Here is a 23,424-nt window from a genome sequence, read left to right on the forward strand (position 1 = left end):
ACGAGAGGCCTCGGAGCACCGCCTCACACCCTCGCCACCACCGCGTACCGTTCGTCCTCCACCTCCTTCCCCCACAACAGGGAGTCGTCGGACAGTCGCTCCACGCGTACGTCCGCGGTGAGCGGTGCCAGGAGGGCGGTGAGCCGGTCGGCGGGGATGCCCACGGGGTGCACCGTGCCCCAGACGCCCTCGACCAGGACGAAGCGGCCTTGGGGGCGCAGCAGGTCGCGCCAGTGCCGCAGCGCGCGGTCGGGCCGGGGCAGCGTCCACAGCACGTGGCGTACGAGGACGACGTCGAAGCGCTGCTCGCCCACCGGCGGGGCCGCGGCCTGGCCGTGCAGGACGGCGGCGTCGCGGCCGGCGAGCTTGGCGCGGGCCCGCTCGACCATCGCCGGCGACGCGTCGACGCCCGTCACCCGGTGTCCCTGTTCGGCCGCGAGGAGCGACAGGCTGCCGGTGCCGCAGCCGAGGTCGAGGACGTCGGCGGGGTGCTCGGGCAGCCAGGAGCCGAGCCGCGCCGCCCAGGCCGCGCGGGTCCCGGGGTCGCGCAGGCCGTGGTCCGGCTCCTCGTCGAAGGCCGCGGCCTCGGCGTCCCAGTCGACCTCGGAGGGACCCGGCGCATCCGTGTTCTCCTGCAGATTCGTCATGCTCACAGAGTGACACCCGCCACTGACAATCCGGCTCCGATGAGGAACTCTCGCCGAAAGCGTCTACCACCGTGACAACACGGAAACTCGGTAGGCACTGAAGGAGGCCGCCATGCGCCGCACAACAGTGCACAAGCCCCTGAAGAAGACGGACAGCCGCCGCGTCCGCGACGAGCCCGAGGACCGCCCCGTGGGCCGCCCCGAGGTGCGCAAGGACATCGCCCGCACCTGGTGGCCCGACGGCTGATCCGGCGAGCGGCCCGCTTGACCGTCAGTCCAGCCGCTTGCGGTAGTGGATCCGGTCGTAGGGTCCGTCGGTACGGCGTTCCACGACCTCGTATCCGTACCTCGGATAGATCTTCTGGTTCTCCCACATCAACGCGTTCGTGTAGAGCCTGATCTCGCCGAGTCCGAGCTCACGCGCGCGTGCGTCGACGAAGTGCAGCAGACGGCGTCCGACGCCCGTGCCGTGGGCGTCGGGGTGGACGGCGATGCTGTCCAGGAAGAGATGGCCGGCGCACGCCTCGATCACGACCAGCCCGTGGACGGGCTCGCCGGTGACGAACACCTTGCCGGCGGCCACGTTCGCGGCGTGGTCGGCCTCCATGGGCTGCGGCACCACGCCGATGCGCTCGATGTAGGGGCGGTAGGCCGCGTCCGTCACGGCCGCGACGGCCGGCACATCGGCGGCGACGGCCGCCCGGACGCCCTCGGTGTTCTTCTCGATCATGGGCGCACGCTATCTACCTGAGCGCAGCCTGAGCACCCCCTTAACGCCGGCATAAGGATCTCCCGCACCGGCCTCCAGCAGGCGATGTCCCGGTTTTCCGGGGCTAGTTTCGGATGCGCCCCCCCACGGGTTCCCGCCGCGCCGAAGGACCGTCTGCCGAGGAGTTCCGCATGCCCGCACGCGCCCGCCGTACGCTCGCTCGTGCCCGTCGTACGCCCGCACGCGCCCGGCGCGGTGCCGCCGCCGTCGCCGTGCTGGGGGCGGCGCCCCTCGCCCTGACGGCGCTCGCCGCCGCACCGGCGTCCGCGCACGGTTCGATGGGCGACCCGGTCAGCCGGGTCGCGCAGTGCTACGCGGAGAGCCCGGAGAGCCCGAGGTCGGCCGCGTGCAAGGCGGCGGTGGCGGCCGGCGGCACACAGGCGCTGTACGACTGGAACGGGGTCCGGATCGGCGACGCCGCCGGGCAGCACCGGAAGCTGATCCCGGACGGCAAGCTGTGCAGCGCGAACAACGACGAGTTCAAGGGCCTCGATCTGGCCCGCGCCGACTGGCCGGCGACGAGCGTGCACAGCGGGTCGTACACGTTCAGGTACCGGGTGACGGCCCCGCACAAGGGGACCTTCACGGTGTACCTGACCAAGCCCGGTTACGACCCCGCCGAGCCGCTGTCCTGGTCCGAGCTGGATCTGGAGCACCCGGTGGTGACGGCCACCGACCCGGTCGCCTCGGGCGGCTTCTCCACCTTCTCCGGCACTCTGCCCGAACGGTCCGGCCGGCAGGTGCTGTACGCGGTCTGGCAGCGCTCGGACAGCCCGGAGGCGTTCTACTCCTGCTCCGACGTGGACTTCGGCGGCTCCGGTGCGCAGGGCGGCAGCCCCGCACCGGCCGCCTCCGCGCCCTCCGACCGGCAGATCGCGGCCGGCGCCGGCAAGTCGACGATGCGGCACCACGGTCACGGCGGCGACCCGACGGCCGCTCCCGCGCCGCAGCCCTCCACCGCGCCGAACCGGCCGGAGGCGGCCGGGACTTCGAGCGGCCTCGCTCAGACCGGCGCCTCACCCGCCACCTCGTACCTCGCGATCGGCGGCGCGGCGGCGATGGCGCTCGGTTCGGCGGCGCTGTTCCTGTCGGTGCGGCGGCACGCGGCGGGCGGCGGCCGCCGCCGGTGAGGTTCCGGGGTCTGTCCGGCGGCTCAGGCCGGACAGACCCCGGCGGCACGTCAGCTGAGCGCGGACGCACAGGTGGTGGCGGTGGCGTGGGCCGGGTCGAGCGCGTTGGCCACCTCGTGGAAGGCGATGCGGTCGAACAGGCCGATGACGACGTGCTCGGACACGTCGACCGGGCACAGGTCCTGCAGCAGGACGTTGTGGACGTCGGAGCCGCTCAGGTACTGGCTCCGCCAGGGGGTCGCCACCTCGTCGTACTTGGTGGCGATGACGGTGTAGTGCACTCCGGGCACGGTGTCGCCGCCCGCGTTGAGCTTGGTGAGGAAGTCGGAGCCGGGGACCTGGTCGGCGAGGCCGGGGGTGGTGGCCTTGATCAGGTCGGAGGCGCCGGGGAAGTACGGCAGCAGGTTGGTGAGGCCGCTCAGGGTGGCGCCGTGGTTGTCGGGGGCGAGGCCGACGAGGGCGTTCACCTTGGCGGCTCCGCCGAGGAACTTCAGGTAGTAGCGGGGCATCATGCCGCCCTGGGAGTGGCCGACCAGGTCGGCCTTGGCGGCTCCGGTCGCGGCGAGCACCTTGTCCACGTAGGCCGACAGCTGCTGGGCCGACGCGGTGATGGGGCCGAGGCCGTGGAAGACGGGGACGCCGGCCAGTTGGCCGTAGTCCAGGGAGTAGACGCAGTATCCGCGGCTCTCCAGGTAGGGGGCGAGCGAGAGCCAGTTGTCGACCGAGTTGCCCAGGGTGCCGTGCACCAGGATCACCGGGCGGGGATGGGCGGTGGAGGGCTTGCAGGAGAAGTCGTTCCAGCCGCTGGACGGCGCGGAGTCGGCGGCAGCGGTGGCGGTGGCGGTGGCGGCGGGAACGGTGAGCGCGGCGGCGGTGAGGAGCAGCGCGGCGAGGGGTCTGAACGCTCGCTTCCAGGGCAGCATCGGGTGATCTCCTTGCGGCTCAAGGGAGGTGGGGGCCTTACCCTGTGATCCGGATCACGAGGATGCTGTTCACTCGTCAAGTTACGGGCGAGTAGGGCATGTGTGAAGTTACGTGTCAGTAAAAAACTTCCAGTGATAACCGAACGCCGACGGATCATCACCAGGCAGGCCTGACCGGACCATAGGGAGCGATCCGCGCCAAACGCTCCCCCAACACGCGCACTTCACCCTCGCCCAGCAGTTCGGCCCATCCCCCTACGAGCCCGCTGCGCGGCTTGGACGGTCAGGGCGTCCGACGGTGCCCAACTGCGCCGGGCGGCGCCGGCAACACGGACACCGCGCGCGGGGAGATCCCGGCGGGCACCAAGGCGCCCCATCAACCCCGGCACGGCCCTCGCCCTGGAGAACCCCACGGATCACGCCGCGCTGTCCTGGGTCACCACGTCCATCGGCCTGGAGGCGGAACCGGCCGACGGCACCCGCATCACGCCGCCCTGGGCCAATTGACCGACGAGGAGCCCCCGCCGCGGCGCCCCAGCGCCCCCGGCATCACCGCCCTGGGCCCGAACTTGGCCCGCGCACGGTCCGCGACCTCCTCGACACGGCGGACCTTCTCGTCCACGGGATCGAAGGTGAGCTGGTAGGAGGCCTGGTCGGCGGGGGCCAGGCCCTCGGCGCGCAGGACGAGCGCGCGGACCCGGGCGCGCTGCAGGCCGAGCGCCTCGTACATGCCGTAGGCCGCCCTGGTCAGGGCCGCCGAGTGCGCGGTCGGCTCCTTCAGGGTGCGGCTGCGGGTGGTCGAGGACCGGTCGGCGTAGCGGACGGTGAGGGTCAGGGTGCGGCAGATCTTCCGCACCGCGCGCAGCCTGGCGCCCAGTTCCTCGGCGGCCGACAGCAGTGCCGTGCGGTGCAGGTCGGGGTTCAACTCGTCGAGGTCGAAGGCGCGTTCCGTCGCCAGTGACCGGGACACGGCGTTCGGCACGACCCGGCCCCGGTCGATGCCGCTCGCCTTCTCGCGCAGCTCGCGGCCGGCCGTGGCGCCGATCAGCCGCTGGAGCGTGGACAGCGGCGCGGCGGCGACCAGGCCCAGGGTGTCCAGACCGTACTCGCTCAGGGTGCGGGCGGTCGCCGTGCCGACACCGGGCAGCGCGGCGACGGGCTTGCCGGCGAGGAACTCGGCGACGGCGTCCTCCGGCACCGCGCAGGTCACCCCGGGCCGGGCGTCGCCGAGCGCCACGCGGGCCAGCATCGGCCCCGGACCGGCGCCGATCACGCAGTCGACGCCGTACCGCGCGAGCGCCCGCACCCGGATCACGGAGGCCAGCTCCACCGCGCTGCGCCCGAAGTACCGCTCGGCGCCGCGCAGATCGGCCAGCGCGCCGTCCGGGGGCAGCGCCTCGACGACCGGAGTGAACTCCTCCAGCAGTCCGAGCAGTCCCGGCAGGGCCGCCTCGTGCGCCGGCGGCAGCTGGAAACGTACGCAGAGAATGGTCATCCCGCACTCCCCGGACTCTGGTGCCACAACTTCCGTACGGCAGCAGGCCCTTGTGAGGCCTCCTGCCCCGCGGGCCGCAGGTCGGCCCACGGATGCATCTGGTACCCGGTCGGCAGCTGGATCCGCCGCCCGCCGGTCGGATCGCCGCCCGCGCCCTCGGCCACGGGCTCCGCGAGCCGCGCCGCCACCTCCTCGAGACCGCCCTCGGCCCGCAGTTCCACCAGCTCGGCGAGGTTCCAGGCGGCGGACCCCACCACGCTCAGACTGCGCGGACCGCGCCGCTGCACCACTCCCCGCACCAGCAGCAGCCACGAGTGGAAGACGGTATGGGCACACGCGTCGTGCGAGTCGTCGAAAAAGGCCAGGTCGACCAGTCCCGTGCCGTCGTCCAGCGTGGAGAAGATGACCCGCTTGCCGGAGCGGATCGGCGGCGTCTGGGTGGCCGCCTTGGCGCCGGCGACCAGCACGGTCTCGCCGTGCCGCGCCTCGCGCAGCCGGCGCGCGGAGACCACGCCCAGCTCCTGGAGGAACTCCCGGTGGTCGTCCATCAGATTGCGCGAGGCGTCCATGGACAGCACGCCCAGCTCGGCGCTGAGCCGCTCCGCCGAGGTCAGGTCCGGCAGCCCCGCCGGCGCGGTCTTCCGCCCGCCCGCCAACGGCAGCTGACCGCCACCACCGCCCCGGGCGCCCCGGTGCAGCTCGGTCAGGTGCAGTTGCAGGTCACGCCGGTTGGCGCCGAAGGCGTCCAACGCGCCCACCTGGGCGAGCCTGTGTGCCAGCGGCCGGCTCGGCCGGGCCCGCTCCCAGAAGTCCACCAGGGAGGAGTACGGCTGTCCGTCCGCGATCCGCTTCGCCTCGGCCTCGCTGATGCCGTGCACATCGGACAGGGCGAGCCGCAGCCCCCACACTCTTGATTCAGACACCAGTTCGATCCGATGGGCGACCCCGGACACATTGACGTCCAACGGCAGAATCGGCACCCCGCGCCGCCGCGCATCGGCCAGCAGCAGCCTCTTGGGATACATCCCCGGGTCATGGGTGAGCAGCCCGGCGTAGAAGGCGGCCGGGTGATGGGCCTTCAGCCAGGCCGACTGATAGGTGGGCACGGCGAAGGCGACCGCGTGCGCCTTGCAGAATCCGTACGACCCGAAGGCCTCCACGATCTCCCAGGTACGCCGGATCGTTTCCGCGTCGTATCCCCTGGCCGCGGCCTGCTGCGCGAACCACACCTTGATCCGCCCCTGCGACTCCGGGTCGGACAGCCCCCGCCGCACCCGGTCGGCCTCGCCCCGCCCGCACCCGGTCATGATGGCGACGATGTCGATGACCTGCTCGTGGAAGACGACGACCCCGTACGTCCCCTTCAGCGGCTCCTCCAGATCAGGGTGCGGATAGCGCACCGGCGCCCGCCCGTGCCGCGCCTCGATGAACGGCCGCACCATGTCGGCGGCGACGGGCCCGGGCCGGAACAGCGAAATATCGACGACCAGATCGTGAAAGGTGCTCGGCTGCAGCCGCCCCACCAGGTCCCGCTGCCCGGGCGACTCGATCTGGAAGCACCCCAGCGTCTCGGTGGACCGGATCAGCTGATACGTCTCCGCATCCCCGGCCGGCACCGCGTCCAGGTCGATCCGCTCCCCCGTCACCCGCTCCACCTCGGCGACCGCGTGCGCCATGGCGGACTGCATCCGCACGCCCAGCACATCGAGCTTGAGCAGTCCGAGGTCCTCCACGTCCTCCTTGTCGAACTGCGACATCGGCAGCCCCTCACCGCTGGTCGGCACCACCGGCGTACGGGCAAGAAGGGAGGCGTCGGACAGCAGCACCCCGCACGGATGCATGGCGACGCCGCGCGGCAGGGCGTCGAGCGCCTCGACCAGCTCCCACAGCCTGCCGTACCGCTCCTTCTGCGCCGCGAGCCGCTTCAGCTCGGGCAGCTCCTCCAGCGCGGCGCGCGCGTCCCGGGCCCGGATGTGCGGAAAGGACTTGGCGATACGGTCGATCTCCGCCGGGTCCATGGACAGGGCGGCGCCCACATCCCGGATGGCGTGCCGCACCCGGTAGGTCTCCGGCATGGACACGGTCGCCACCCGCTCCTCGCCGAACCGCCGGATGATCGCCCGGTACACCTCCAGCCGCCGGGCGGACTCCACGTCGATGTCGATGTCGGGCAGCACCACACGCTCCTTGGACAGGAAGCGCTCCATCAGCAGCCCGTGCTCGACCGGATCGGCGTGCGCGATACCCAGCAGATGATTGACAAGGGAACCGGCACCGGACCCCCGAGCGGCCACCCGTATTCCCATCTCCCTTACGTCATCGACAACCTGAGCAACCGTCAGAAAGTAAGAAGCGAACCCGTGATGATCGATGATGTCCAGCTCGTCATGCATCCGCTCCCAGTACTCACGCCGCCCGCCGTACCCGAGCCGCACCATCCCCGCCACCGCCCGTGAGGCGAGCGCCCGCTGGGCGGTGCGGCGGCCGGCCCCCACCAGATGCGCCTCGGGAAAGTGAACGGTCCCGATCCCCAGATCCCCTTCGGGATCGACCCGGCACTCCTCGGCCGTGGCCAGGGTCTGCTCCACCAGCCGCAGGGCGGTGTCCCGCCGGTACCCGGCAGCCTCCACCACCCGCTCGGCCACCCTCGCCATCGCCTGCGCGTCCTTCAGCCAGGCCTCCCCGGAGTCCAGCTCCCCGCGCGGATCGATCGGCACCAGCCGCCGCGCCGCATCCAGCACGTCGGCGACGGGCCCCGCCCCGGGATCGGCATACCGGACGGCGTTGCTGAGCACCGGCCGAACCCTCTGCTCGGCAGCGAAGCCGACGGTACGGGCGGCCAGCCGCAGCGAGCCGGGCCCCGTACCCTCACGCCCGTGCCAGACGGCCTCCAGCCGCAGCGCGTCGCCGTAGACCTCCCGCCACGCCCCGAGCAGCCGAGCGGCCCGGTCCGGCCGCCCCGCCGCAAGAGCCCGCCCCACATCCGACCCGGGCCCGAGCAGCACCACGAGCCCGTCCCCTTGATGCGCAGACCAGGGCAGAACAGGCGCACCCTCACTCGCGTGCGCAGCCGTGACCATCCGGCACAGATCGGCCCACCCCCGCGCCCCGTCCCGGGCGAGAAAGGTCACGCGGGGAGCCGACTCGTCCACAAAGGCCCCACCCCGCACCGGCACCTTCCGCCGCGCAGGCCGTACGGCCTCGCCGACCGCCAGATCCACCCCGAACACGGGCCGCACCCCCACCCCGGCACAGGCCTTGGCGAAGCGCACGGCACCGGCGAGGGTGTCGCGATCGGTGAGCGCGAGGACGTCCATCCCCTGCTCCGAGGCGCGCTCGGCCAGCCGCTCCGGGTGGGATGCCCCGTACCTCACGGAGAACCCGGAGACGGTGCGCAGATGCGCGAAGCCCGGCACACGCACCTCCCGCACTCGCACGTCTCTCGAACATCAGTTCCCTACTTCCACCCCCACCATACCCCCATTCCCGAACACGTGTACGACCTCCACTCACCCCCCTCCCACCTGCAGAAACACCGCGAGACAGGTGGGCGCATGACACGACACACCCGCAGCCGGACCACAGGCGGGCCCCACGGCGACGCATCCGGACGCCCCCCCCCGTGGCCGCAGCCGCGCACGGCGGGGAGGGGACGTGCCGGGGGGTGTCCGCCCGCAGCGGCCGGCGAGAACACGGCGAGCCTCCCGACCCCGAGCCCGCCGGACCGAGGACGGACACCCCCCGGCGCGGCACCGACTCACCCACCCCGTCAGGCGCGACCCAAGCCACGACGACGAACAAGAGGCCGCCGCAGGCATCCGCCCCGACGTACGAAGCCCCGCCCCCACACACCCGCGGGGACGGGACTCCATGGACGAACGAACCAGAACGAGCGAACTACCCGATCTGCGCCCCCGTCGCGGACAAGGCGGCGGTCACCGGCTGGAAGAACGTCTCCCCACCGGAGGTGCAGTCACCGCTCCCCCCGGACGTCAGCCCGATCGCGTTGCTCCCCGAGAACAGCGACCCACCACTGTCCCCCGGCTCGGCGCACACGTCCGTCTGGATGAGCCCGCTGACGGTGCCCTCCTGATAGTTCACCGTGGCGTTCAGTCCGGTGACCGTCCCGTCGTGCACATGGGTCGTCGACCCGCTGCGCGTCACCTTCATCCCCACCGTCGCCTCTGCGGCACCGGTGATCTGCTGCGTGGACCCGTTGTACAGGTCGACCTCGCTCGGATGGTCGACCTGCGACGTGTACTTCACGAGCCCGAAGTCGGTCCCGGGGAAGTGGGACTCCGCGTTCTGCCCGATCTGGTTCCCGCTGGAGTCCGACCAGGTGGAGATGGCGGCGGTGCAGTGCCCGGCGGTCAGGAAGTACGGCTGCCCGTCCTTGACCACGTTGAACCCGAGCGAGCAGCGCCCACCGGACCCGCTGATCGCGTCACCGCCGGCGATGAAGGGCTTGAACTCCCCCTTCGACCGCTTCAGTTCCGCCTTGCCGCCGAGCCCGTCGACGACCTTGCTCAGCTTGGCCCACGCGGCGCCGGACACCGTCTTGTCGGCGGTGACGACGACCTTGTTGCTCACCGGGTCGGTGGCCCAGGACGTCCCCGGTATGGTCGCGTCCTTCTTCAGCGTGGTCCGCGCGCCGTCGAGCGCGGCCAGCGAGTTGGTGACGAGTCTCGCCTTGGCTCCGGCCGCCTCGACGGCCTTCGCCGCGGTCTGGTCGACCACGTTGACGACGAGGTTCTTGGCCGAGGCGTCGTAGTAGCTGCCCGCGGCCCGGGATCCGAGGTGGCTCAGCAGCGTCGAGGCGAGGTTTCCGGCCGCCGGAGCGGACAGGACCTTGACCTCCGGAGCCGACTTCGCGGGCTCGCTGGCGTTCGCATTCTGCAAGGTGACCCCCGCGGCGACCAGTGCGGCGATTCCCGCGCCGGCCACGGCGGCCCGCCGCCTGGGTATGCGTCGGTGCTTCAACTCACGTCCTCCTGTGGGGGGATGGTCCGCGAGCTGTGGGAACTCGCCGGACCGGAAGGCTGGTTGACGAGGGCCCACTCTTCCGAACGACACAGGGAGCACACAAGGTTGACTTCCGGACGCGCGTAGAGAGGGCTTGCACACCCCTCCCTATTTGACTGCACGCGGTCACACCAGAGCAATTCGCACAGCAAACACAACACACACGGAACCCCCACCGAACGCGCTCGACACCACCTGTCCAAAACAGGACCCGGCACCCCACCACCCGCACCACCGCACCACCGCACAAAGAAGCCCCCGCACACCACAAGGCGCGCAGGGGCTCCCAGAAAGCCGGAGTGAGTCGGACCGCTACGGCAGCGTGACGCCGTAGTAGCTCAACGCCTCGGTCACCGGCTGGAAGAACGTCGTACCACCGGAGGTGCAGTCACCGCTGCCCCCCGACGTCAGCCCGTACGCCACGGACCCCGCGTACAGCGGGCCACCGCTGTCGCCGCCCTCGGCGCACACCGTGGTCTGGATCAGCCCGTAGACGACGTCCCCGTTGCCGTAGTTCACGGTGGCGTTCAGCGCGGTCACCCGGCCGCTGTGCGTACCGGTGGTGGAGCCGCGCCGGTACACGGTCTGGCCCACGGACGGCGTCGCCGCGCTCGTGATGGACTGGCTGCCCACGGCACTCGGGTGCGAGATCGAGGAGTTGGTGTACCGCACCAGCGCGAAGTCGTTGCCCGGGAAGCTGTAGCCGACGTTGGTGCCGAGCACGGTGGTGTGGCTGGAGTTGCTGTACCAGGTGGACGCCACCTGGCCGCAGTGCCCCGCGGTGAGGAAGTAGTACGTGCTGCCGCTGTGCACGTTGAAGCCGAGCGAGCAGCGGTACTGGCCGCCGTAGATGGCGTCGCCGCCGGTGATCAGCTTGTTGAACTTGCCGGAGGTGTGCTTGATGGTGAGCGCGCTCGCGTTCGCGCCGGCCTGCTGCTTGATCTTGGCGATCTCGGCCTTGGACACCGTGCTGTCGACGGTGACGACGACGCGGTCGTTCTTGCTGTCCACCGCCCAGGCCGTACCCGGTATGTCGGCCTTGAGGACGGCGGAGTCGGCCTTGTTGAGCTGGGCGGCGCTGAAGGTGTGCGCGTCGCTCGCGTTCGCCGTGGGGGCGGCGAACGCGCCCGCGGCCAGGAGGCCGGTGGCCACGGCGATCAGCCGGGTCCGTCTCGCGATACCGCTGCGGGGAGTGGTGCGCTTGATCCTCACTTGTCGTTCCCTCCCAGGGGAAGTCGGGGGCCCGCGTGGGGTCGGGGCCCGGTGAGGCGCAGCCAGGAGGAACGGCGGGGTTCCGAACACGTATGCCCCCCGGCAAGCGCTGAGGGGGAGTATTCGGCCGAACGACCGGTCGACACAAGAGTGCCTTTCGGCCGTTGGCCTTTAAACCACCTTTACGCGACGACGCCCCGCACCTCCCCAACTCACCCTCCTCTCCCCCACCTTCTCCACCACCCCACCGGCACCCGCACCCGCACCCGCACCCGCACCCGTCAGCCCAACCCCCGCTCCCCCGCCTCGATCGCCACGTCCAGCGTGTTGCCGGGCGGCGGGAAGGGGCAGAGGAAGTGGTCGGCGAAGGCGCACGGCGGGAGTTGGGCGCGATTGAAGTCGACGGTCGTACGGCCCTGCGCGTCCGGCGCGGCCGGGTGGAGGAAGCGGAACCGGAAACTGGTGTCGCCGCTGGTGCCGTCCGCGAACACCGCCCACAGCGCCCCGTCCCCCTGCTGCGCGACCCGCAGCGTCGACTCCCGCCCGTCCAGGGCGAAGGCCAGTTCCCCGGCGAGGGCGAGCCCCCGCTCGCGCCCGTCCGCGTTGCCGACCCGTACGACGCGTGCGCCGTCGTACGGCGTGAACCGCCCCGGCACCGACCAGCGGGGATCGTACGGCGTGGCCTCGATGCCCCGGAAGGATCGCCGGGCCGCGGACCCGGGATCGTAGACCCGCACGCCCCAGACCCCCTCGCGCACCAGCGTGAAGAGCCGCTTCTCGCCGAACGCGACGCGCGCCTCCGCCTCCGGCGCGCGGTCGGCGGCGAGCCGGACCTCGCCCGCGAAGGGCCGCCCGTCCACGGTCAGGCCGTCTCCCTCGGCGGCGGTGAGCACGATCCCGTCGCCGTCCGCCACCCAGATCGCGGGAATGTCCGGAAGTCGACCCTCCGGATAGTCCTCGACCCAGTGCGTGGCGGTCAGCGCGAGCGGCCCGTAGGGCGCCGAGACCGTCTCGACACGCTGCTCGTGCCACTGCTTCCACGCGTCGGCCGCGTCCGTCGTCATGTCGTAGCTTCCTTCCCTCCACATGTCTCGTCCGTACAAGCCGTCACTCGTCCGCCCCATGCCGGGACCGCCGGCCCGGCCCAGGCCCAGGTGCTCGCGCAGGGTGCTGCCCGGGTAGAAGGTGCGGAACAGGCCGCGGTGCTGGAGCACCGCCACCGTGCCGTTGACCAGCCGCTCCAGGTCCCGGCGCGGCTCGACGGGGACGAGGTGGAAGCCGTCGGCGGCCCCCTCGGCGTGCCAGCGGGCGACCAGTTCGGCGAGGTCGACCGGGCCGCCCCGGTACAGCGGCCCCCGCGCGGTCGGCCGCGGTCCCCCGCCGCCGTGTCCGGGCGCGGCCGCGTACTCGCCGTCGCCGAGGTCGACCAGCAGGCTCACCAGGACCCGCACGCCGTCCGGGTCCCGCCCCGACTCGGCGGCTCCGGCGCGCAGTTCGTCGCGTACGGCGCCGGCCTGCTGCACGGTCGCGGCGCGGATGAGGGCCACGTCCGCGTGCCGGGCGGCGGCGGTACGGCCCTGGCTGCCGGTGGCGTCGACCACACGGACCGGCAGGACCTCGGCGCCCTCCCTCCGTCTCCCCGGCGCCGTCTCCGCCGAGCCGTTCCCGGCGTCACCCGCTTCGATCCACCCGGCCCGCCCCTCGCTGAGCCGGTCCAGCGCCTGCACGGCGGCCGGCGCCGGGAACGGCCCGGTGCGGGTGGCCGGGACGGCCGGGACCAGGCCGATGCGCCGGGTCGCGAGCGCCGCCCGGGACAGCACGGTCAGCGCGTCGGGACCGGGCCGGGCGAGGGTGTCGTCCAGCGTCACGAAGTCCAGCCCGCCGCGCTCGGCCAGCCGGACCAGCTCGACGTACGGTTCGGCGTCCGGACAGTCCGCCAGATCGACAGCGGCGGCGAGATGCAGCAGCCCCCGTGGCCCCATGTCACACCATCCCCGGATCGGCACCCGCACCCACACCCGGAACCGCGACGCTCATCGCCCGCCCCCCTCCACCCGTGACCTGCTCAGAAAGGCCAGCGCCGAGCGCGCCGCGGCGTCGTTCTGCCGGAACGCGGGGCCCCCGGTGCGGGGCCGGGTGAAGGCGCCGGGGGTACGGGCGTCGGTGTACGGGCCGAGTGCGAAGCGCCGGGGGTGCGGCCGCCCGGCGCCGTCGAGGATCCGGCCGTCGACGGGGTCGACCCGGAGCAGTCCTTCGGGGGTCTCGGCCGCGCCGTCGGCGTGCAGATGGCGCAGCAGGCTGTCGCGGGCCCGCCGGACGGTGGGCTCGGGCAGCCGGGCCTCGACCAGTGCCCGGCTCTCGACGTGGAAGCCGGGCACGGTGGGGCTGCCGGCCCGGAACACGCCGTGCTCGGCGGTGACGGTCATGTCGGCGCCGACGAATCTGAGCAGCCCGGCCCGGGACAGCGCGAGCATCTGCCGCAGCCGGGGTCCGGGCGGCCCGGACGCCAGATAGCTGAAGAACCCGTGCCACCAGGGGCCGATGTTCCCCAGGCGGACGAGCTGGCCGTAGACGGAGAGCAGCCCGAGGAAGACGCCCAGGTCCGCGCTGTGCGAGGGATCGTGACGCCGGTTCAGGTCGCTCTCCATGTAGGCACGCAGGCCGTCCTGGAAGTCCTCGTGCGAGGCGTACCGCACCCCGTCGAGCGGACGGTCGAGCGCGGTGAGGTCGAGCCGGTCGGCCGGGTCGGGCACGGCGGCGGCGACGAGCGCCCGGGTCTCGGCGGGGCCTGCGGCGGTCGCGTACTTCTCCTCGAAGTCGGCCCAGGCCATCGCCGTGCGCTCGGCGTGGGCGGTGAACAGCCGGTGGTAGTGGGCGAAGCCCAGCTCCTTCTCCACCAGCGGCCACACGTCGCGCCGGAAGTCGAAACCCCCCGGCCTGGCCAGCAGGCCCTCGATCTCGGCCGGCCCGAGGAAGCGGGGCAGCGGGGGGCGGTCGCCGGTCCAGTCGTAGCCGATCTTCGAGTGGTACGGCACTCCGCGCCGGGAGCCGACGTAGAGCACCGGCTCCCGGCCCGAGGGCAGATAGGCGTCGCCCTCGTACCGCCCGCCGCGCCCCTCGGTGAGCAGCACCATGAGGTCGACGAAGGCCAGTCCGAAGCCGCGCACGAGGACGGGTTCGCCGGGCCGCAGCGCGCTCAGGTCGGTGTCGGCGGTGAAGTCGGGCGGCAGGTGCACCAGTCCGTGCTCGCGGGCGTAGGCGGCCAACTCGGCCTGTTCGTCGTCGAGTTCGGCGTCGAGGTGGCCGATCGCGAGGATCACGAGGTCGGCGAGGAGGGGCTGCGGGCGGCCCTCCAGCCAGACCTGCTGGCGTGCGTCGCGCGGCCCGCTGATCCGCACGGCGCGCCGGGCATGGTGGTGAACGGCGATGCTCTCGGGCAGCTCGGCCCGTGCGCGCTCGTACACCCAGCGCAGATAGCGGCCCTGGAGCTGCCGGTCGGCGAAGGCGGCGGCGTCGAGGCCGGCCCACTCGTGCAGGGTGGGGCCCTCGCGCACCGGGCCGTCCATGGTCACCGTCTCGTCGGTGAACATGGTGACGTCCTCGGCGTGCGAGTTCATCCACAGCAGCGGTGACTGCGCCTGGCGCCAGATGCGGCCGCCGCCGGGCGGATGGGGGTCGACCAGATGGATGTCGAGGCCCGAACCGGCGTACAGCTCGGGGGCGTTGGCGGCGATGCGCTCCAGCAGCCCGGTCCCCCGCGGACCGGCTCCGACGATCACCAGCGAGGGCCTCGACGGGGCGGGTGCGGGGTCGGGAGTCCCCGGTGCGGCGGGGGAATGGGCGAGGGTGTCGGATGACATGCGAAGGCTCCGTGACGCGAAGAGACGTCAGAACACGGGTGGTGCCTTCACACGGGTGCGCCGTGCGGCGCGGTACGGCCGAGCCCCTCAGCAGGACCGTCCGTCGAGAGTACGCGTGCGTTTCGGTGCACTGTCAAGGCTGTCCATACTGTGAGCCGTACGTCTCATGTCAGTTGACGCGGAACCGGATGCCTGTTCCACTTGGCCCATGCATTCGCAGCAGTGGCTGGTCACGCGCTCCCACATCGACTTCGGTCGCGTGTGGTCCTCTTCCTGTTGAGCCGACCCCCTGCATGCGCCCGTCCCGCGGGCGTGCGCGCTCGCGTTCTCCTCTTTCCTTCGCCTTCACACGCGCACCCCTCCCCTCGCGCTAGCAGTCGCAGTCACAGCACGCACAGCACTCACAGATCTCGCAGCACGACAGGTCGCAGTCCCCGCAGTCGCAGTCGCAGTTGGCGCACGCGCCCTCGCGCCGCTTGCGCGACCAGGGGCCCTCGAACTCGTCGGCGCAGCACACCTTGCAGGTGCAGCACAGGCCGAGGGCGGCCGCGCAGCCGGCCCAGAAGCCGCGCCGCTCGGGGCGCGGGGGGTGTCCGCCGAAGGGGTCGCCGTAAGGGTGACCCGGCGGCGTGGGCGCCCGCCGTCCCGGCGGCGGTCCGAACGCGGCCTCGGGCGGGTGTCCGCACGTCTGCGTGCCGAAGGCCCGGTCGACGGAACGCCGCAGCTCGTGCACGAGCAGCAGATGGACCAGCCTGCCGTCGGTGAACTCCGCCTCGCGCAGGGCGAGCCGGATGCCGTGCACGGCGTCGTCGGCGAGCCTGCGGGCCTCGGCCCGTGAGGTGCCGGTGGCGGTCAGCGGGTTCCAGGCGCCCGACGCGGCGTCGGCCTGCTGGTCCTCCACGGCGTCCAGCAGATGCGCGAGCCGCCCGAAGAGCCGGCCGACCTCCGCGAGCGGCGCCGCGTTGCCGGGCCGGCCGGCCAGCACCGCGGTGTGCGCGAAGGCGGCGGCGGTCGCGGTCTCGGTCGGCTCGGTGACCGTCAGGATCGGGGTGCCGTACCCGGCGAGGACCTCCAGGCCGAGCTGCCGGTCGACGGCCTCGACGAGGACGCCGGTGTCGAAGCCGACCGCGGCGCCGCTGTCGGCTCCGGCCCTGCCCCAGCCGGCGGCGACCCGGCGGGCGGCGGCGGCCATGGGCCTGCGGGCCAGCAGTCCGTCCCGGTCGGCGACGTGGTCGCGCACCTTCGCCGAGGCCAGCACCAGCGAGACGGCGGCCGCGAGCCGGGCGCCCTCGCCCTGGGCGACGGACGCGGTGCGCAGCCCGCGCAGCGCGCACGGCCCGGCCGTACGGCGGCCGTCGGCGGTCCGTCCGGTCTGAGCCTCTGTCAGGACCGAGATGAGCAGCCCGTCGTAGTTCGTCACGATTCTCGCGAGCTGTCCGTGGTCGCGGCGCAGCGCGAGGCAGAGCCCGCACAAGTGCGCCATCCACTCGGCCTTCAGGCTTTCCCCGAGTCGATGAGCGCACGGTCTGACGATTCCGAACACGACGATCCCCCGTGATGTGGTACGACGTTGACGTTCACCCGGACGCACCGATCATCACCCATCCGCCGCCGACAATCATATTTCACTCTCAGTCAGCAGCCGTATGAGTCGCGACCCTTGGGGCACAAGGACTCTCGACGGATCGGCTGTGCACCAGTACCGTCACAAACCCCCCGCGCGGCGTCTATTCACTTGGCGCGCCGTCCGCATCATGGATGACCATAGGGACGCGGAGAGCAGAAAAAAGACCGCTGTGAGAGGAGGCGTCCATGGGATCGGTACGCAAGGCGAGTGCGTGGCTCGGCCTCGTCGACGACAACGATGACGAGCGTTACTACGACGACGAGTACTCCGAGGGCACCGAATCCGGGGACGCCTGGGTCACGGACCCCCGGGTGAAGGTGGCGTCGGACACGGCCGAGGAGAAGGGCCGCCGGATCGGCACGGTCACCCCGGACAGCTTCCGGGACGCCCGCGCCATCGGCGAGCTGTTCCGGGACGGCGTCCCGGTCATCATGAACCTCACGGCGATGGAGCCGGCCGACGCCAAGCGCGTGGTGGACTTCGCGGCGGGGCTGACCTTCGGTCTGCGCGGCACGATCGAGCGGGTCGCGACCCGGGTCTTCCTGCTGACGCCGGCGAACACGGAGATCGTCAGCGGCGAGCCGGCCGCGCACCGCGAGGACGGCTTCTTCAACCAGAGCTGAGGCAGGGCCGCTCACCGGCCCTGCCTGGCGTGGAGGCTCACCGGAAGGCGTCGAGCCCGGTGAGCGCCTTGCCCAGCACCAGCTGGTGCATCTCGACGGTGCCCTCGTAGGTGAGCACCGATTCCAGGTTGGTCGCGTGCCGCATCACGGGGTATTCGAGGGAGATCCCGTTGGCACCGAGGATCGTCCGCGCCGTACGGCAGATCTCGATGGCCTCGCGGACGTTGTTGAGCTTGCCGAAGCTGACCTGCTCGGGACGCAGGCGGCCGGCGTCCATCCGCCGCCCCAGATGGTGGGCGAGCAGGATCCCCTTGTGCAGTTCCACCGCCATGTCGGCGAGCTTGGCCTGGGTGAGCTGGAACCCCCCGATGGGCCGCCCGAACTGCTCCCGGGTCTTCGCGTAGTCCAGAGCCGCCTCGAAGCTGCTGCGCGCGGCGCCCATCGCGCCCCAGACGATGCCGTAGCGGGCGTGGGACAGACAGCTGAGCGGGCCGCGCAGTCCGGTGACCTCCGGGAGTACGGCGGATGCGGGCAGCCGTACGTCGTCCAGTACCAGTTCGCTGGTGACGGAGGCGCGCAGGGACCACTTGTGCTTGATCTCCGGCGCCGAGAAGCCGGGGGTGTCGGTGGGGACCACGAAACCGCGGATGCCGTCCTCCGTCTGCGCCCAGACGACGGCCACCCCGGCGACCGAGCCGTTGGTGATCCACATCTTGCGGCCGTTGAGTACCCAGTCGCCGCCGTCGCGCTTGGCGTGGGTGCGCATGGAGGCGGGGTCGGAGCCGTGGTCGGGCTCGGTCAGCCCGAAGCAGCCGATGACCTCGCCGGCCGCCATGCGCGGCAGCCACTGGAGCTTCTGCTCCTCGCTGCCGAACCGGTGGATCGCGTACATGGCGAGGGAGCCCTGCACGGAGATTAGCGACCGGATGCCCGAGTCCGCGGCCTCCAGCTCCAGGCAGGTCAGGCCGTACTGCACGGCGCTGGCCCCCGCGCACCCGTAGCCGCTGAGCGACATCCCGAGCGCCCCGATCCCGCCCAGTTCCCTGGCCAGTTCACGGATGCCGGGCAGCTCGCCCTGCTCGTACCACTCGGCGATGTGCGGCAGCACCCGGTCCGCCGCCCAGGTCCGCACGGTGTCCCGTACGGCCAGGTCTTCCGGTTCCAGCAGGTCGTCGATCCCGAGCGGATCGGCGGGGTCGAAGGCGGGCGGCTTCGGCGACGCGGACATGGGACACCCTCCGGCACAAGAAAACTAGCACCGCTAGTTACATTTCGGAGCCGACGTTACGGCGTGGTGTCCCGCACGTCCAGTGCGTCAGGCCGAGACCCTCGGCTCCGCTGCTTCCACTTCCCTCGGCGCGGGCAGCTCCACCGCCGCCGACGGCTCCGCGCACTGCATGACCCGCGGCAGCCGCAGCGCCATCAGCGCGCCCAGCAGCAACAGGCCCGCGCTCACCAGCAGCGTCACATGCAGCCCGTACACGAAGGAGTCCCGCGCGACCCGGCGCAGTGCCTCGCCGGTGGGTCCGCCCAGCCGTCCGGCGACCTCGTAGGCCTCGCCGAGCGAGTGGCCGGCCGCCCGGGAGGCGTGCCGGGGAACGCCCGGCACTTCGCGCAGATGCGGCGTGTAGGCCGCGTTCATCACGCTGCCCAGCAGCGCGATGCCGATGCCGGCGCCGAGCTGGTACGACGTCTCGCCGATCGCGGCCCCGCCGCCGGCCTGGTCGGCCGGGCACTCGCTGAGCATCGACTCGTACGCCCCGAAGAGCGTGGTCTCCAGACCGAAGCCGAGCAGCACGAAACCGGACAGCAGCAGCGGCGCGTCGTCGGCGGCGCCCATCGCGGTGAGCAACAGCACCGCGCCGGCGGTGAGGCAGAAGCCGAAGCACACCATCCGGCGCGGCCCGAAGCGGCGCAGCATCCGCGCGCCCGCCAGGCCCGCCGCCATCGCCGCGACGGTCAGCGGCAGCAGCCGCAGACCGGTCTGCAGCGGGGAGAGCCCGAGCACCAGTTGCAGGTACTGGGCGGCGATCAGCTCCAGGCCGACGAGCGCGAGCATCGCCAGCACGATGCAGCCCACCGCGGTGCTGAACCCGGGCCGGCGGAACATCCGCAGGTCCACCAGCGGGTGCGCGAGCCGCCGTTGCCGCCGTACGAACAGCACGAGGAGGGCCGCGCCGGCCAGCAGCGGCAGCACGGTGAAGGGGCTCGCCGGCGCCTCGCCGCCGCCCAGCCGCTTCACGCCGAGCACGACGCCGAAGAGACCGCCGGCCGCCGTCAGGGCGCCGACGACGTCCCAGGGGCCTTCCCGGTCGCCGTACGACTCGGGCAGCAGGATCCGGCCCACCGGCAGGCTGACCAGCATCAGCGGGATGTTGACGAGGAAGACCGCGCCCCACCAGAAGTGCTCCAGCAGGAAGCCGCCGAGCAGCGGGCCGACGGCCGCGCCGACGGCGGCCACCGCGCTCCAGACGCCGATCGCGAGCGCCCGCTCGCGGCGGTCGGGGAAGACCTGACGCAGGATCGACAGCGTCGCCGGCATGATCATGGCGCCGCCGACGCCGAGCAGCGCACGGGCGAGGATCAGCGTCTCGGCGGTCTGGGCGAGGGCGGCCACGGCGGAGGCGACGCCGAACAGGCCGTAGCCGAGCAGCAGGACGCGTCTGCGGCCGACCCGGTCGCCGAGGGTGCCGAAGAGGATCAGCAGCGAGGCGCAGACCAGCGGATAGACGTCGACGATCCACAGCAGCTCTATGCCGCTGGGCCTGAGGTCCTTGGTGACGGCGGGGACCGCCACGTGCAGCACGGTCGCGTCGAGGGCCACGAGCAGCAGGCTGACGCAGAGGACGACGAGGACGACCCAGCGGTTCGCACCGGGCCCGGCCGTCCTACGGCGTGGCCGTACGGCAGCCGTGGTCGTCCCGGACATGTACGTACCTCCCAGATGTGCCTCACGCGGGGCGGACCGACGGGGTGGGGACTCCCTGTCGTACGGCCGGAGAGGAGCGGGGTCTCCGGCCCGCGCAACCCGGCGCGGGTGACTCGTCAGCGTACGCGAGTCCGTCACGGGGCTACGTGGCGGACCTCTCACACGCAGGACGGAACCCGTGTGGCGTACGCCACGTCGACCCCTCTTGACCACGCCCCGGGGGCCGGTCCGGTTCCACCTCCCGTCGATAATCGGGTGCGTGACGGATCTTGACACGCGCGTGGCCACGCCCCACGCCCCTCTCCTGCGCCGGGCCGTCCCGGCCCTGCTGGGTTATGCGGCGGTGCGGGCCCTGGGGCTCGTGGTGCTGGTGCTGTGGAGCGCCGTGCGCGGCAAGAGCGCCCACACCCTGCTGACCGCGCGCTGGGACGCGCTCTGGTACACCCGGGTCGCCGAGCTGGGATACGGCTACGAGGTACGGCTGCCGAACGGCGACGTGCACTCCAATCTGGCGTTCTTTCCGCTGCTGCCGTGGCTGGAGCGGCTGCTGCACGCGGTGACGCCGCTGTCGTACGCGGACGCCGGTTTCGCCGTGAGCCTGCTCGCCTCGCTCGCCGCCGCCTGCTGGATCTTCGCCGTCGCCGAGCGGGTGTACGGCGCCCGGACGGGGGTCTGCGCCGTGCTGCTGTGGGCGGTGCTGCCGGTCGGGGTCGTGCAGTCGATGGCGTACAGCGAGTCGCTGTTCACGGCGCTGGCGGCCTGGTCGCTGTACGCCGTGCTGACCGGCCGGTGGATCACCGCCGGCGCCCTGGCGGCGCTGGCGGGGCTGACCCGGCCGGTCGGGATCGCGGTGGTCGCGGCGGTGTGGGTGTCGGGCGTGCTGTCGTACGGACGAGGCCGGAGCAGGATGCGCACGCCCGGCGCGCAGAGCTCCGCACACGCCCCGGCGCGCGAGCTGGGCGCGTCCGACAATCTGCGCGCATCGGCGCGCACGCCGGAGCGCACGGTGGACATACCCCCGCACTCAGGGGCCACTTGGACCCCATGGGCAATGCCAGCCCCGGAAGCCCCGCCCTGGCGGCGGGCGCTGGGCATGCTCATCGCGCCGCTCGGGGCCGCCGGTTATGTGCTCTGGGTCGGGCAGCGGACCGGGAAGGGACCGCTCGGCTACCTGGACGTTCAGGCCGGATGGCGCAACGGGTTCGACGGCGGTTACGCCTTCGCGTGCTTCGTGGCCGACAAGTTCACGTCAATTCCGTCCGCGTTCGCCGGCGTCGGACTGATCGTCGGCGTCGCCCTCCTGCTGTGGCTGTACCTGGCCGGCGTCCGCCGGCGCCAACCGGTCGAACTGCTGGTGTACACGGGTGTCGTCCTCGCGCTCGCCCTGTGCGCGTCGAGCTACTTCGGGTCCAAACCGCGGCTGCTGATGCCCGCCTTCCCGGTGCTGCTGCCGCTCGCCGGCGCCCTCGCCCGGCTGCGCACGTCCCGATCCGTGCTGGTCACGGCCGTACTGGCGGTCGCCGCGGCGCTCTATGGGGCGTTCTGGCTGAACGGCTCCGGTCCCCCGTGACCGACCCGGGCGGCCGATGACGCTCCGGAGAATTCCGCGCCAGGTCCGGGTTAACGCATTCATAAGCGCGATATAAACAACGCCCGGCATGATCAAAGGAATTGCAGGGAACCGTCTCACAGGATTGCGGAATCAGCGGAATTCGGGCCGCCCTTGAGAGGTTTCCCACATCACATCGTCATCACAAAGCCGCTGTTTCGACCGGGACCACACCTCACTCGCTGTAACGTCGATTGGGTGCGTACCGAACGAAACCTCACCCGGCGTCTGGACCGGGTGTTCGCCAGACTCGACCGTGAGCCGGAACGACCGGCCCACATCGATGTGCCGAGGATGAGCCGGCACCGGGTCGTGCTGTTCACCGCGACCCTGGCTTTCTACCTCGCGATCGTGTGGGCCGTGGTCATCACGTCCTGGCTGGTCCGGCTCGACTGGCAGGTCATGTTCTTCCGGCCGTACCAGCAGTGGCCGCAGATCCACGCCTTCCTCGACTACTACGTGGTGCTCGGCCAGCGCGGCCCCACCGCGGTGATGGTCGCGGCCTGGCTCGGCTGGCGCTCCTGGCGGCAGCACACCCTGCGCCCGCTGCTCACCCTGGCCACCTCGCTGCTGCTGCTGAACATCACGGTCGGCGCCGCCAAGTACGGCATGGGGCGCCTCGGTCCGCACTACGCGACCGTGATCGGCTCGAACGAGATGGGCCTGGGCGGCGATATATTCCCCAGCGGCCACACCGCCAACGCGGTCGTGACCTGGGGCATCCTGGCCTATCTGGCCTCCACCCCGCGAGCGCGCCGCTGGCTGTCGGCGCTGTCCGCGATCACGTCGCTGGGCGTCGGCCTCACCACCGTCTACCTCGGTACGCACTGGCTGAGCGACGTGCTGCTGGGCTGGGCCGCCGGCCTGCTGATCCTGCTCGCCCTGCCGTGGTTCGAGCCGCTGATCGCCCGGGCCGAGGTGTGGCTGTTCGACCTGCGCGACCGCTGGCGCGCCCGCCGCAGCCGGCCCGTGCCCGAACCGGCCGTCCCCGTCACCCCGGTGGTGCTCAGACCGCACGGCGCACCGGCGGAGCAGCCGGCCCCGGTGCGCGAACCGGTCGCCTCGGCCCGCGCCTCCAGAGCCCCGGCGCATCTGGCCCCGGGACCGCACACGACCCGCGCGGAGCGCACCCCGGTCACCCCGGCCGGCAGCCGCCGCCCCCCGCACACCGACCACCGGCTGCCCCGCGGCACGGGCCAGCCGGCCCGCCCGCTGACGGGCGGCTGACCACCCCGGCCGGCAGCGGGCCCGGTACGCACAACACCCCCGCGCACACGGCGAAGGCCCCGTCTCCCTCTTCTTCCGGGAGCGGGGCCTTCGCCGTGTGCGCGGGGGTGTTGTCCGGTGGCGGTCCTCAGCCCTTCCACGCGCGGGCCACCACGCCGTCCCGCACCTCGAAGTTCAGCCGTCCCACCCGGTACTCCATGGTGATGATCGCGCCCGGCGGCAGCGACCGCACCGTCGACCACCCTCGTTGCCGGGCGAGCCGTTCGGCGTTCTCGGCATCCAGGCCGACGTACCCTTCCGGACTGTCCTGGGGCTCCGCTGGCGGAGTGGGAATCGGTGCCATGCCGCCAC

At 72.3% G+C, this 23,424-nt stretch carries 18 protein-coding genes and 3 pseudogenes; 6 read left to right on the forward strand and 15 right to left on the reverse strand.

Going from position 1 to position 23,424, the window contains the following annotated elements; all coding sequences use genetic code 11:
* Positions 1–23 precede the first annotated feature (23 nt).
* Entirely contained in the window at positions 24–647 is a 624-nt protein-coding gene (locus AB0950_RS31645; protein WP_360158948.1) for a class I SAM-dependent methyltransferase, read from the reverse strand.
* 112 nt (positions 648–759) lie between these two features.
* On the opposite strand from AB0950_RS31645, the gene AB0950_RS31650 reads away from it, so the two are divergent.
* The gene (locus AB0950_RS31650; RefSeq protein WP_360575471.1) at positions 760–894 is read left to right on the forward strand and encodes a hypothetical protein; all 135 of its coding nucleotides are present in this window, start codon (positions 760–762) and stop codon (positions 892–894) included.
* A 24-nt stretch (positions 895–918) separates the two neighbouring features.
* Here the strand turns inward: AB0950_RS31650 and AB0950_RS31655 are convergent, their stop codons facing one another.
* A complete protein-coding gene (locus AB0950_RS31655; RefSeq protein ID WP_360158942.1) occupies positions 919–1,377 on the reverse strand; it encodes a GNAT family N-acetyltransferase in 459 nt (152 codons plus the stop codon).
* Between the two features lie 170 nt (positions 1,378–1,547).
* On the opposite strand from AB0950_RS31655, the gene AB0950_RS31660 reads away from it, so the two are divergent.
* Positions 1,548–2,546 carry a lytic polysaccharide monooxygenase gene (locus AB0950_RS31660; RefSeq protein WP_366779945.1) on the forward strand — a complete coding sequence of 333 codons (999 nt, stop codon included), beginning with the start codon at positions 1,548–1,550 and terminating at the stop codon, positions 2,544–2,546.
* Between the two features lie 50 nt (positions 2,547–2,596).
* Here the strand turns inward: AB0950_RS31660 and AB0950_RS31665 are convergent, their stop codons facing one another.
* Both AB0950_RS31665 and AB0950_RS31670 read right to left on the reverse strand, forming a co-directional pair.
* Entirely contained in the window at positions 2,597–3,469 is an 873-nt protein-coding gene (locus AB0950_RS31665; protein ID WP_366779946.1) for an alpha/beta fold hydrolase, read from the reverse strand.
* A 157-nt stretch (positions 3,470–3,626) separates the two neighbouring features.
* A pseudogene (locus AB0950_RS31670) lies at positions 3,627–3,719 on the reverse strand (MarR family transcriptional regulator); the annotation flags it as partial.
* A 125-nt stretch (positions 3,720–3,844) separates the two neighbouring features.
* On the opposite strand from AB0950_RS31670, the pseudogene AB0950_RS31675 reads away from it, so the two are divergent.
* Positions 3,845–3,976 (forward strand): annotated as a pseudogene (locus AB0950_RS31675) (cupin domain-containing protein); the annotation flags it as partial.
* Here the strand turns inward: AB0950_RS31675 and AB0950_RS31680 are convergent.
* From AB0950_RS31680 to AB0950_RS31715, 8 genes and pseudogenes are all read right to left on the reverse strand, one after another.
* Positions 3,954–4,964: a hypothetical protein gene (locus AB0950_RS31680; RefSeq protein ID WP_360158934.1), complete on the reverse strand. Its 1,011-nt coding sequence runs from the start codon at positions 4,962–4,964 to the stop codon at positions 3,954–3,956. The pseudogene AB0950_RS31675 and the gene AB0950_RS31680 overlap by 23 nt on opposite strands.
* Positions 4,961–8,380, reverse strand: coding sequence for a DNA polymerase III subunit alpha (locus tag AB0950_RS31685; RefSeq protein WP_360575468.1), 3,420 nt, complete (start codon positions 8,378–8,380; stop codon positions 4,961–4,963). Before AB0950_RS31685 ends, AB0950_RS31680 begins: the two co-directional genes overlap by 4 nt.
* 481 nt (positions 8,381–8,861) lie before the next feature.
* Entirely contained in the window at positions 8,862–9,944 is a 1,083-nt protein-coding gene (locus AB0950_RS31690) for a S1 family peptidase (protein ID WP_366779947.1), read from the reverse strand.
* A 354-nt stretch (positions 9,945–10,298) separates the two neighbouring features.
* Positions 10,299–11,198 (reverse strand): S1 family peptidase, encoded by a 900-nt coding sequence (locus AB0950_RS31695; protein ID WP_360158925.1) that lies wholly within the window; start codon positions 11,196–11,198, stop codon positions 10,299–10,301.
* A 281-nt stretch (positions 11,199–11,479) separates the two neighbouring features.
* Positions 11,480–12,262, reverse strand: coding sequence for a DUF1684 domain-containing protein (locus tag AB0950_RS31700; protein ID WP_366779963.1), 783 nt, complete (start codon positions 12,260–12,262; stop codon positions 11,480–11,482).
* An 81-nt stretch (positions 12,263–12,343) separates the two neighbouring features.
* Positions 12,344–13,180: pseudogene (locus AB0950_RS31705) on the reverse strand (LLM class flavin-dependent oxidoreductase); the annotation flags it as partial.
* A gap of 51 nt (positions 13,181–13,231) precedes the next feature.
* Positions 13,232–15,058 carry an FAD/NAD(P)-binding protein gene (locus tag AB0950_RS31710; RefSeq protein WP_366779948.1) on the reverse strand — a complete coding sequence of 609 codons (1,827 nt, stop codon included), beginning with the start codon at positions 15,056–15,058 and terminating at the stop codon, positions 13,232–13,234.
* 370 nt (positions 15,059–15,428) lie between these two features.
* Positions 15,429–16,601, reverse strand: a complete 1,173-nt coding sequence (locus AB0950_RS31715) for a DUF5685 family protein (protein WP_366779949.1) — start codon at positions 16,599–16,601, stop codon at positions 15,429–15,431.
* A gap of 269 nt (positions 16,602–16,870) precedes the next feature.
* Here AB0950_RS31715 and AB0950_RS31720 point away from each other — a divergent pair, with 269 nt between their 5' ends.
* Positions 16,871–17,308: a cell division protein SepF gene (locus AB0950_RS31720; protein ID WP_330340919.1), complete on the forward strand. Its 438-nt coding sequence runs from the start codon at positions 16,871–16,873 to the stop codon at positions 17,306–17,308.
* Positions 17,309–17,345: 37 nt separating this feature from the next.
* Here AB0950_RS31720 and AB0950_RS31725 read toward each other — a convergent pair whose 3' ends face one another.
* Both AB0950_RS31725 and AB0950_RS31730 read right to left on the reverse strand, forming a co-directional pair.
* Positions 17,346–18,536, reverse strand: a complete 1,191-nt coding sequence (locus tag AB0950_RS31725; RefSeq protein ID WP_366779950.1) for an acyl-CoA dehydrogenase family protein — start codon at positions 18,534–18,536, stop codon at positions 17,346–17,348.
* An 87-nt stretch (positions 18,537–18,623) separates the two neighbouring features.
* The gene (locus AB0950_RS31730; protein ID WP_366779951.1) at positions 18,624–20,237 is read right to left on the reverse strand and encodes an MFS transporter; all 1,614 of its coding nucleotides are present in this window, start codon (positions 20,235–20,237) and stop codon (positions 18,624–18,626) included.
* Positions 20,238–20,496: 259 nt separating this feature from the next.
* Here AB0950_RS31730 and AB0950_RS31735 point away from each other — a divergent pair, with 259 nt between their 5' ends.
* Both AB0950_RS31735 and AB0950_RS31740 read left to right on the forward strand, forming a co-directional pair.
* Positions 20,497–21,807: a glycosyltransferase family 39 protein gene (locus AB0950_RS31735; protein WP_366779952.1), complete on the forward strand. Its 1,311-nt coding sequence runs from the start codon at positions 20,497–20,499 to the stop codon at positions 21,805–21,807.
* A gap of 237 nt (positions 21,808–22,044) precedes the next feature.
* Positions 22,045–23,073: a phosphatase PAP2 family protein gene (locus AB0950_RS31740; protein ID WP_360575462.1), complete on the forward strand. Its 1,029-nt coding sequence runs from the start codon at positions 22,045–22,047 to the stop codon at positions 23,071–23,073.
* Between the two features lie 127 nt (positions 23,074–23,200).
* On the opposite strand, the gene AB0950_RS31745 is transcribed toward AB0950_RS31740, so the two are convergent.
* On the reverse strand, positions 23,201–23,416 hold the full coding sequence (locus AB0950_RS31745) for an I78 family peptidase inhibitor (protein WP_360158904.1): 216 nt from the start codon (positions 23,414–23,416) through the stop codon (positions 23,201–23,203).
* Between the last annotated feature and the right edge of the window lie 8 nt (positions 23,417–23,424).

Origin of the sequence: Streptomyces sp. NPDC007189, from assembly GCF_040703635.1 — a bacterium.
GTDB lineage: Bacteria > Actinomycetota > Actinomycetes > Streptomycetales > Streptomycetaceae > Streptomyces.

Coding starts and splice junctions, on each gene's coding strand:
- AB0950_RS31645 (WP_360158948.1), bottom strand. CDS start 647: ATGACGAATCTGCAGGAGAACACGGATGCGCCGGGTCCCTCCGAGGTC.
- AB0950_RS31650 (WP_360575471.1), top strand. CDS start 760: ATGCGCCGCACAACAGTGCACAAGCCCCTGAAGAAGACGGACAGCCGC.
- AB0950_RS31655 (WP_360158942.1), bottom strand. CDS start 1,377: ATGATCGAGAAGAACACCGAGGGCGTCCGGGCGGCCGTCGCCGCCGAT.
- AB0950_RS31660 (WP_366779945.1), top strand. CDS start 1,548: ATGCCCGCACGCGCCCGCCGTACGCTCGCTCGTGCCCGTCGTACGCCC.
- AB0950_RS31665 (WP_366779946.1), bottom strand. CDS start 3,469: ATGCTGCCCTGGAAGCGAGCGTTCAGACCCCTCGCCGCGCTGCTCCTC.
- AB0950_RS31680 (WP_360158934.1), bottom strand. CDS start 4,964: ATGACCATTCTCTGCGTACGTTTCCAGCTGCCGCCGGCGCACGAGGCG.
- AB0950_RS31700 (WP_366779963.1), bottom strand. CDS start 12,262: ATGACGACGGACGCGGCCGACGCGTGGAAGCAGTGGCACGAGCAGCGT.
- AB0950_RS31710 (WP_366779948.1), bottom strand. CDS start 15,058: ATGTCATCCGACACCCTCGCCCATTCCCCCGCCGCACCGGGGACTCCC.
- AB0950_RS31720 (WP_330340919.1), top strand. CDS start 16,871: ATGGGATCGGTACGCAAGGCGAGTGCGTGGCTCGGCCTCGTCGACGAC.
- AB0950_RS31725 (WP_366779950.1), bottom strand. CDS start 18,536: ATGTCCGCGTCGCCGAAGCCGCCCGCCTTCGACCCCGCCGATCCGCTC.
- AB0950_RS31730 (WP_366779951.1), bottom strand. CDS start 20,237: ATGTCCGGGACGACCACGGCTGCCGTACGGCCACGCCGTAGGACGGCC.
- AB0950_RS31745 (WP_360158904.1), bottom strand. CDS start 23,416: ATGGCACCGATTCCCACTCCGCCAGCGGAGCCCCAGGACAGTCCGGAA.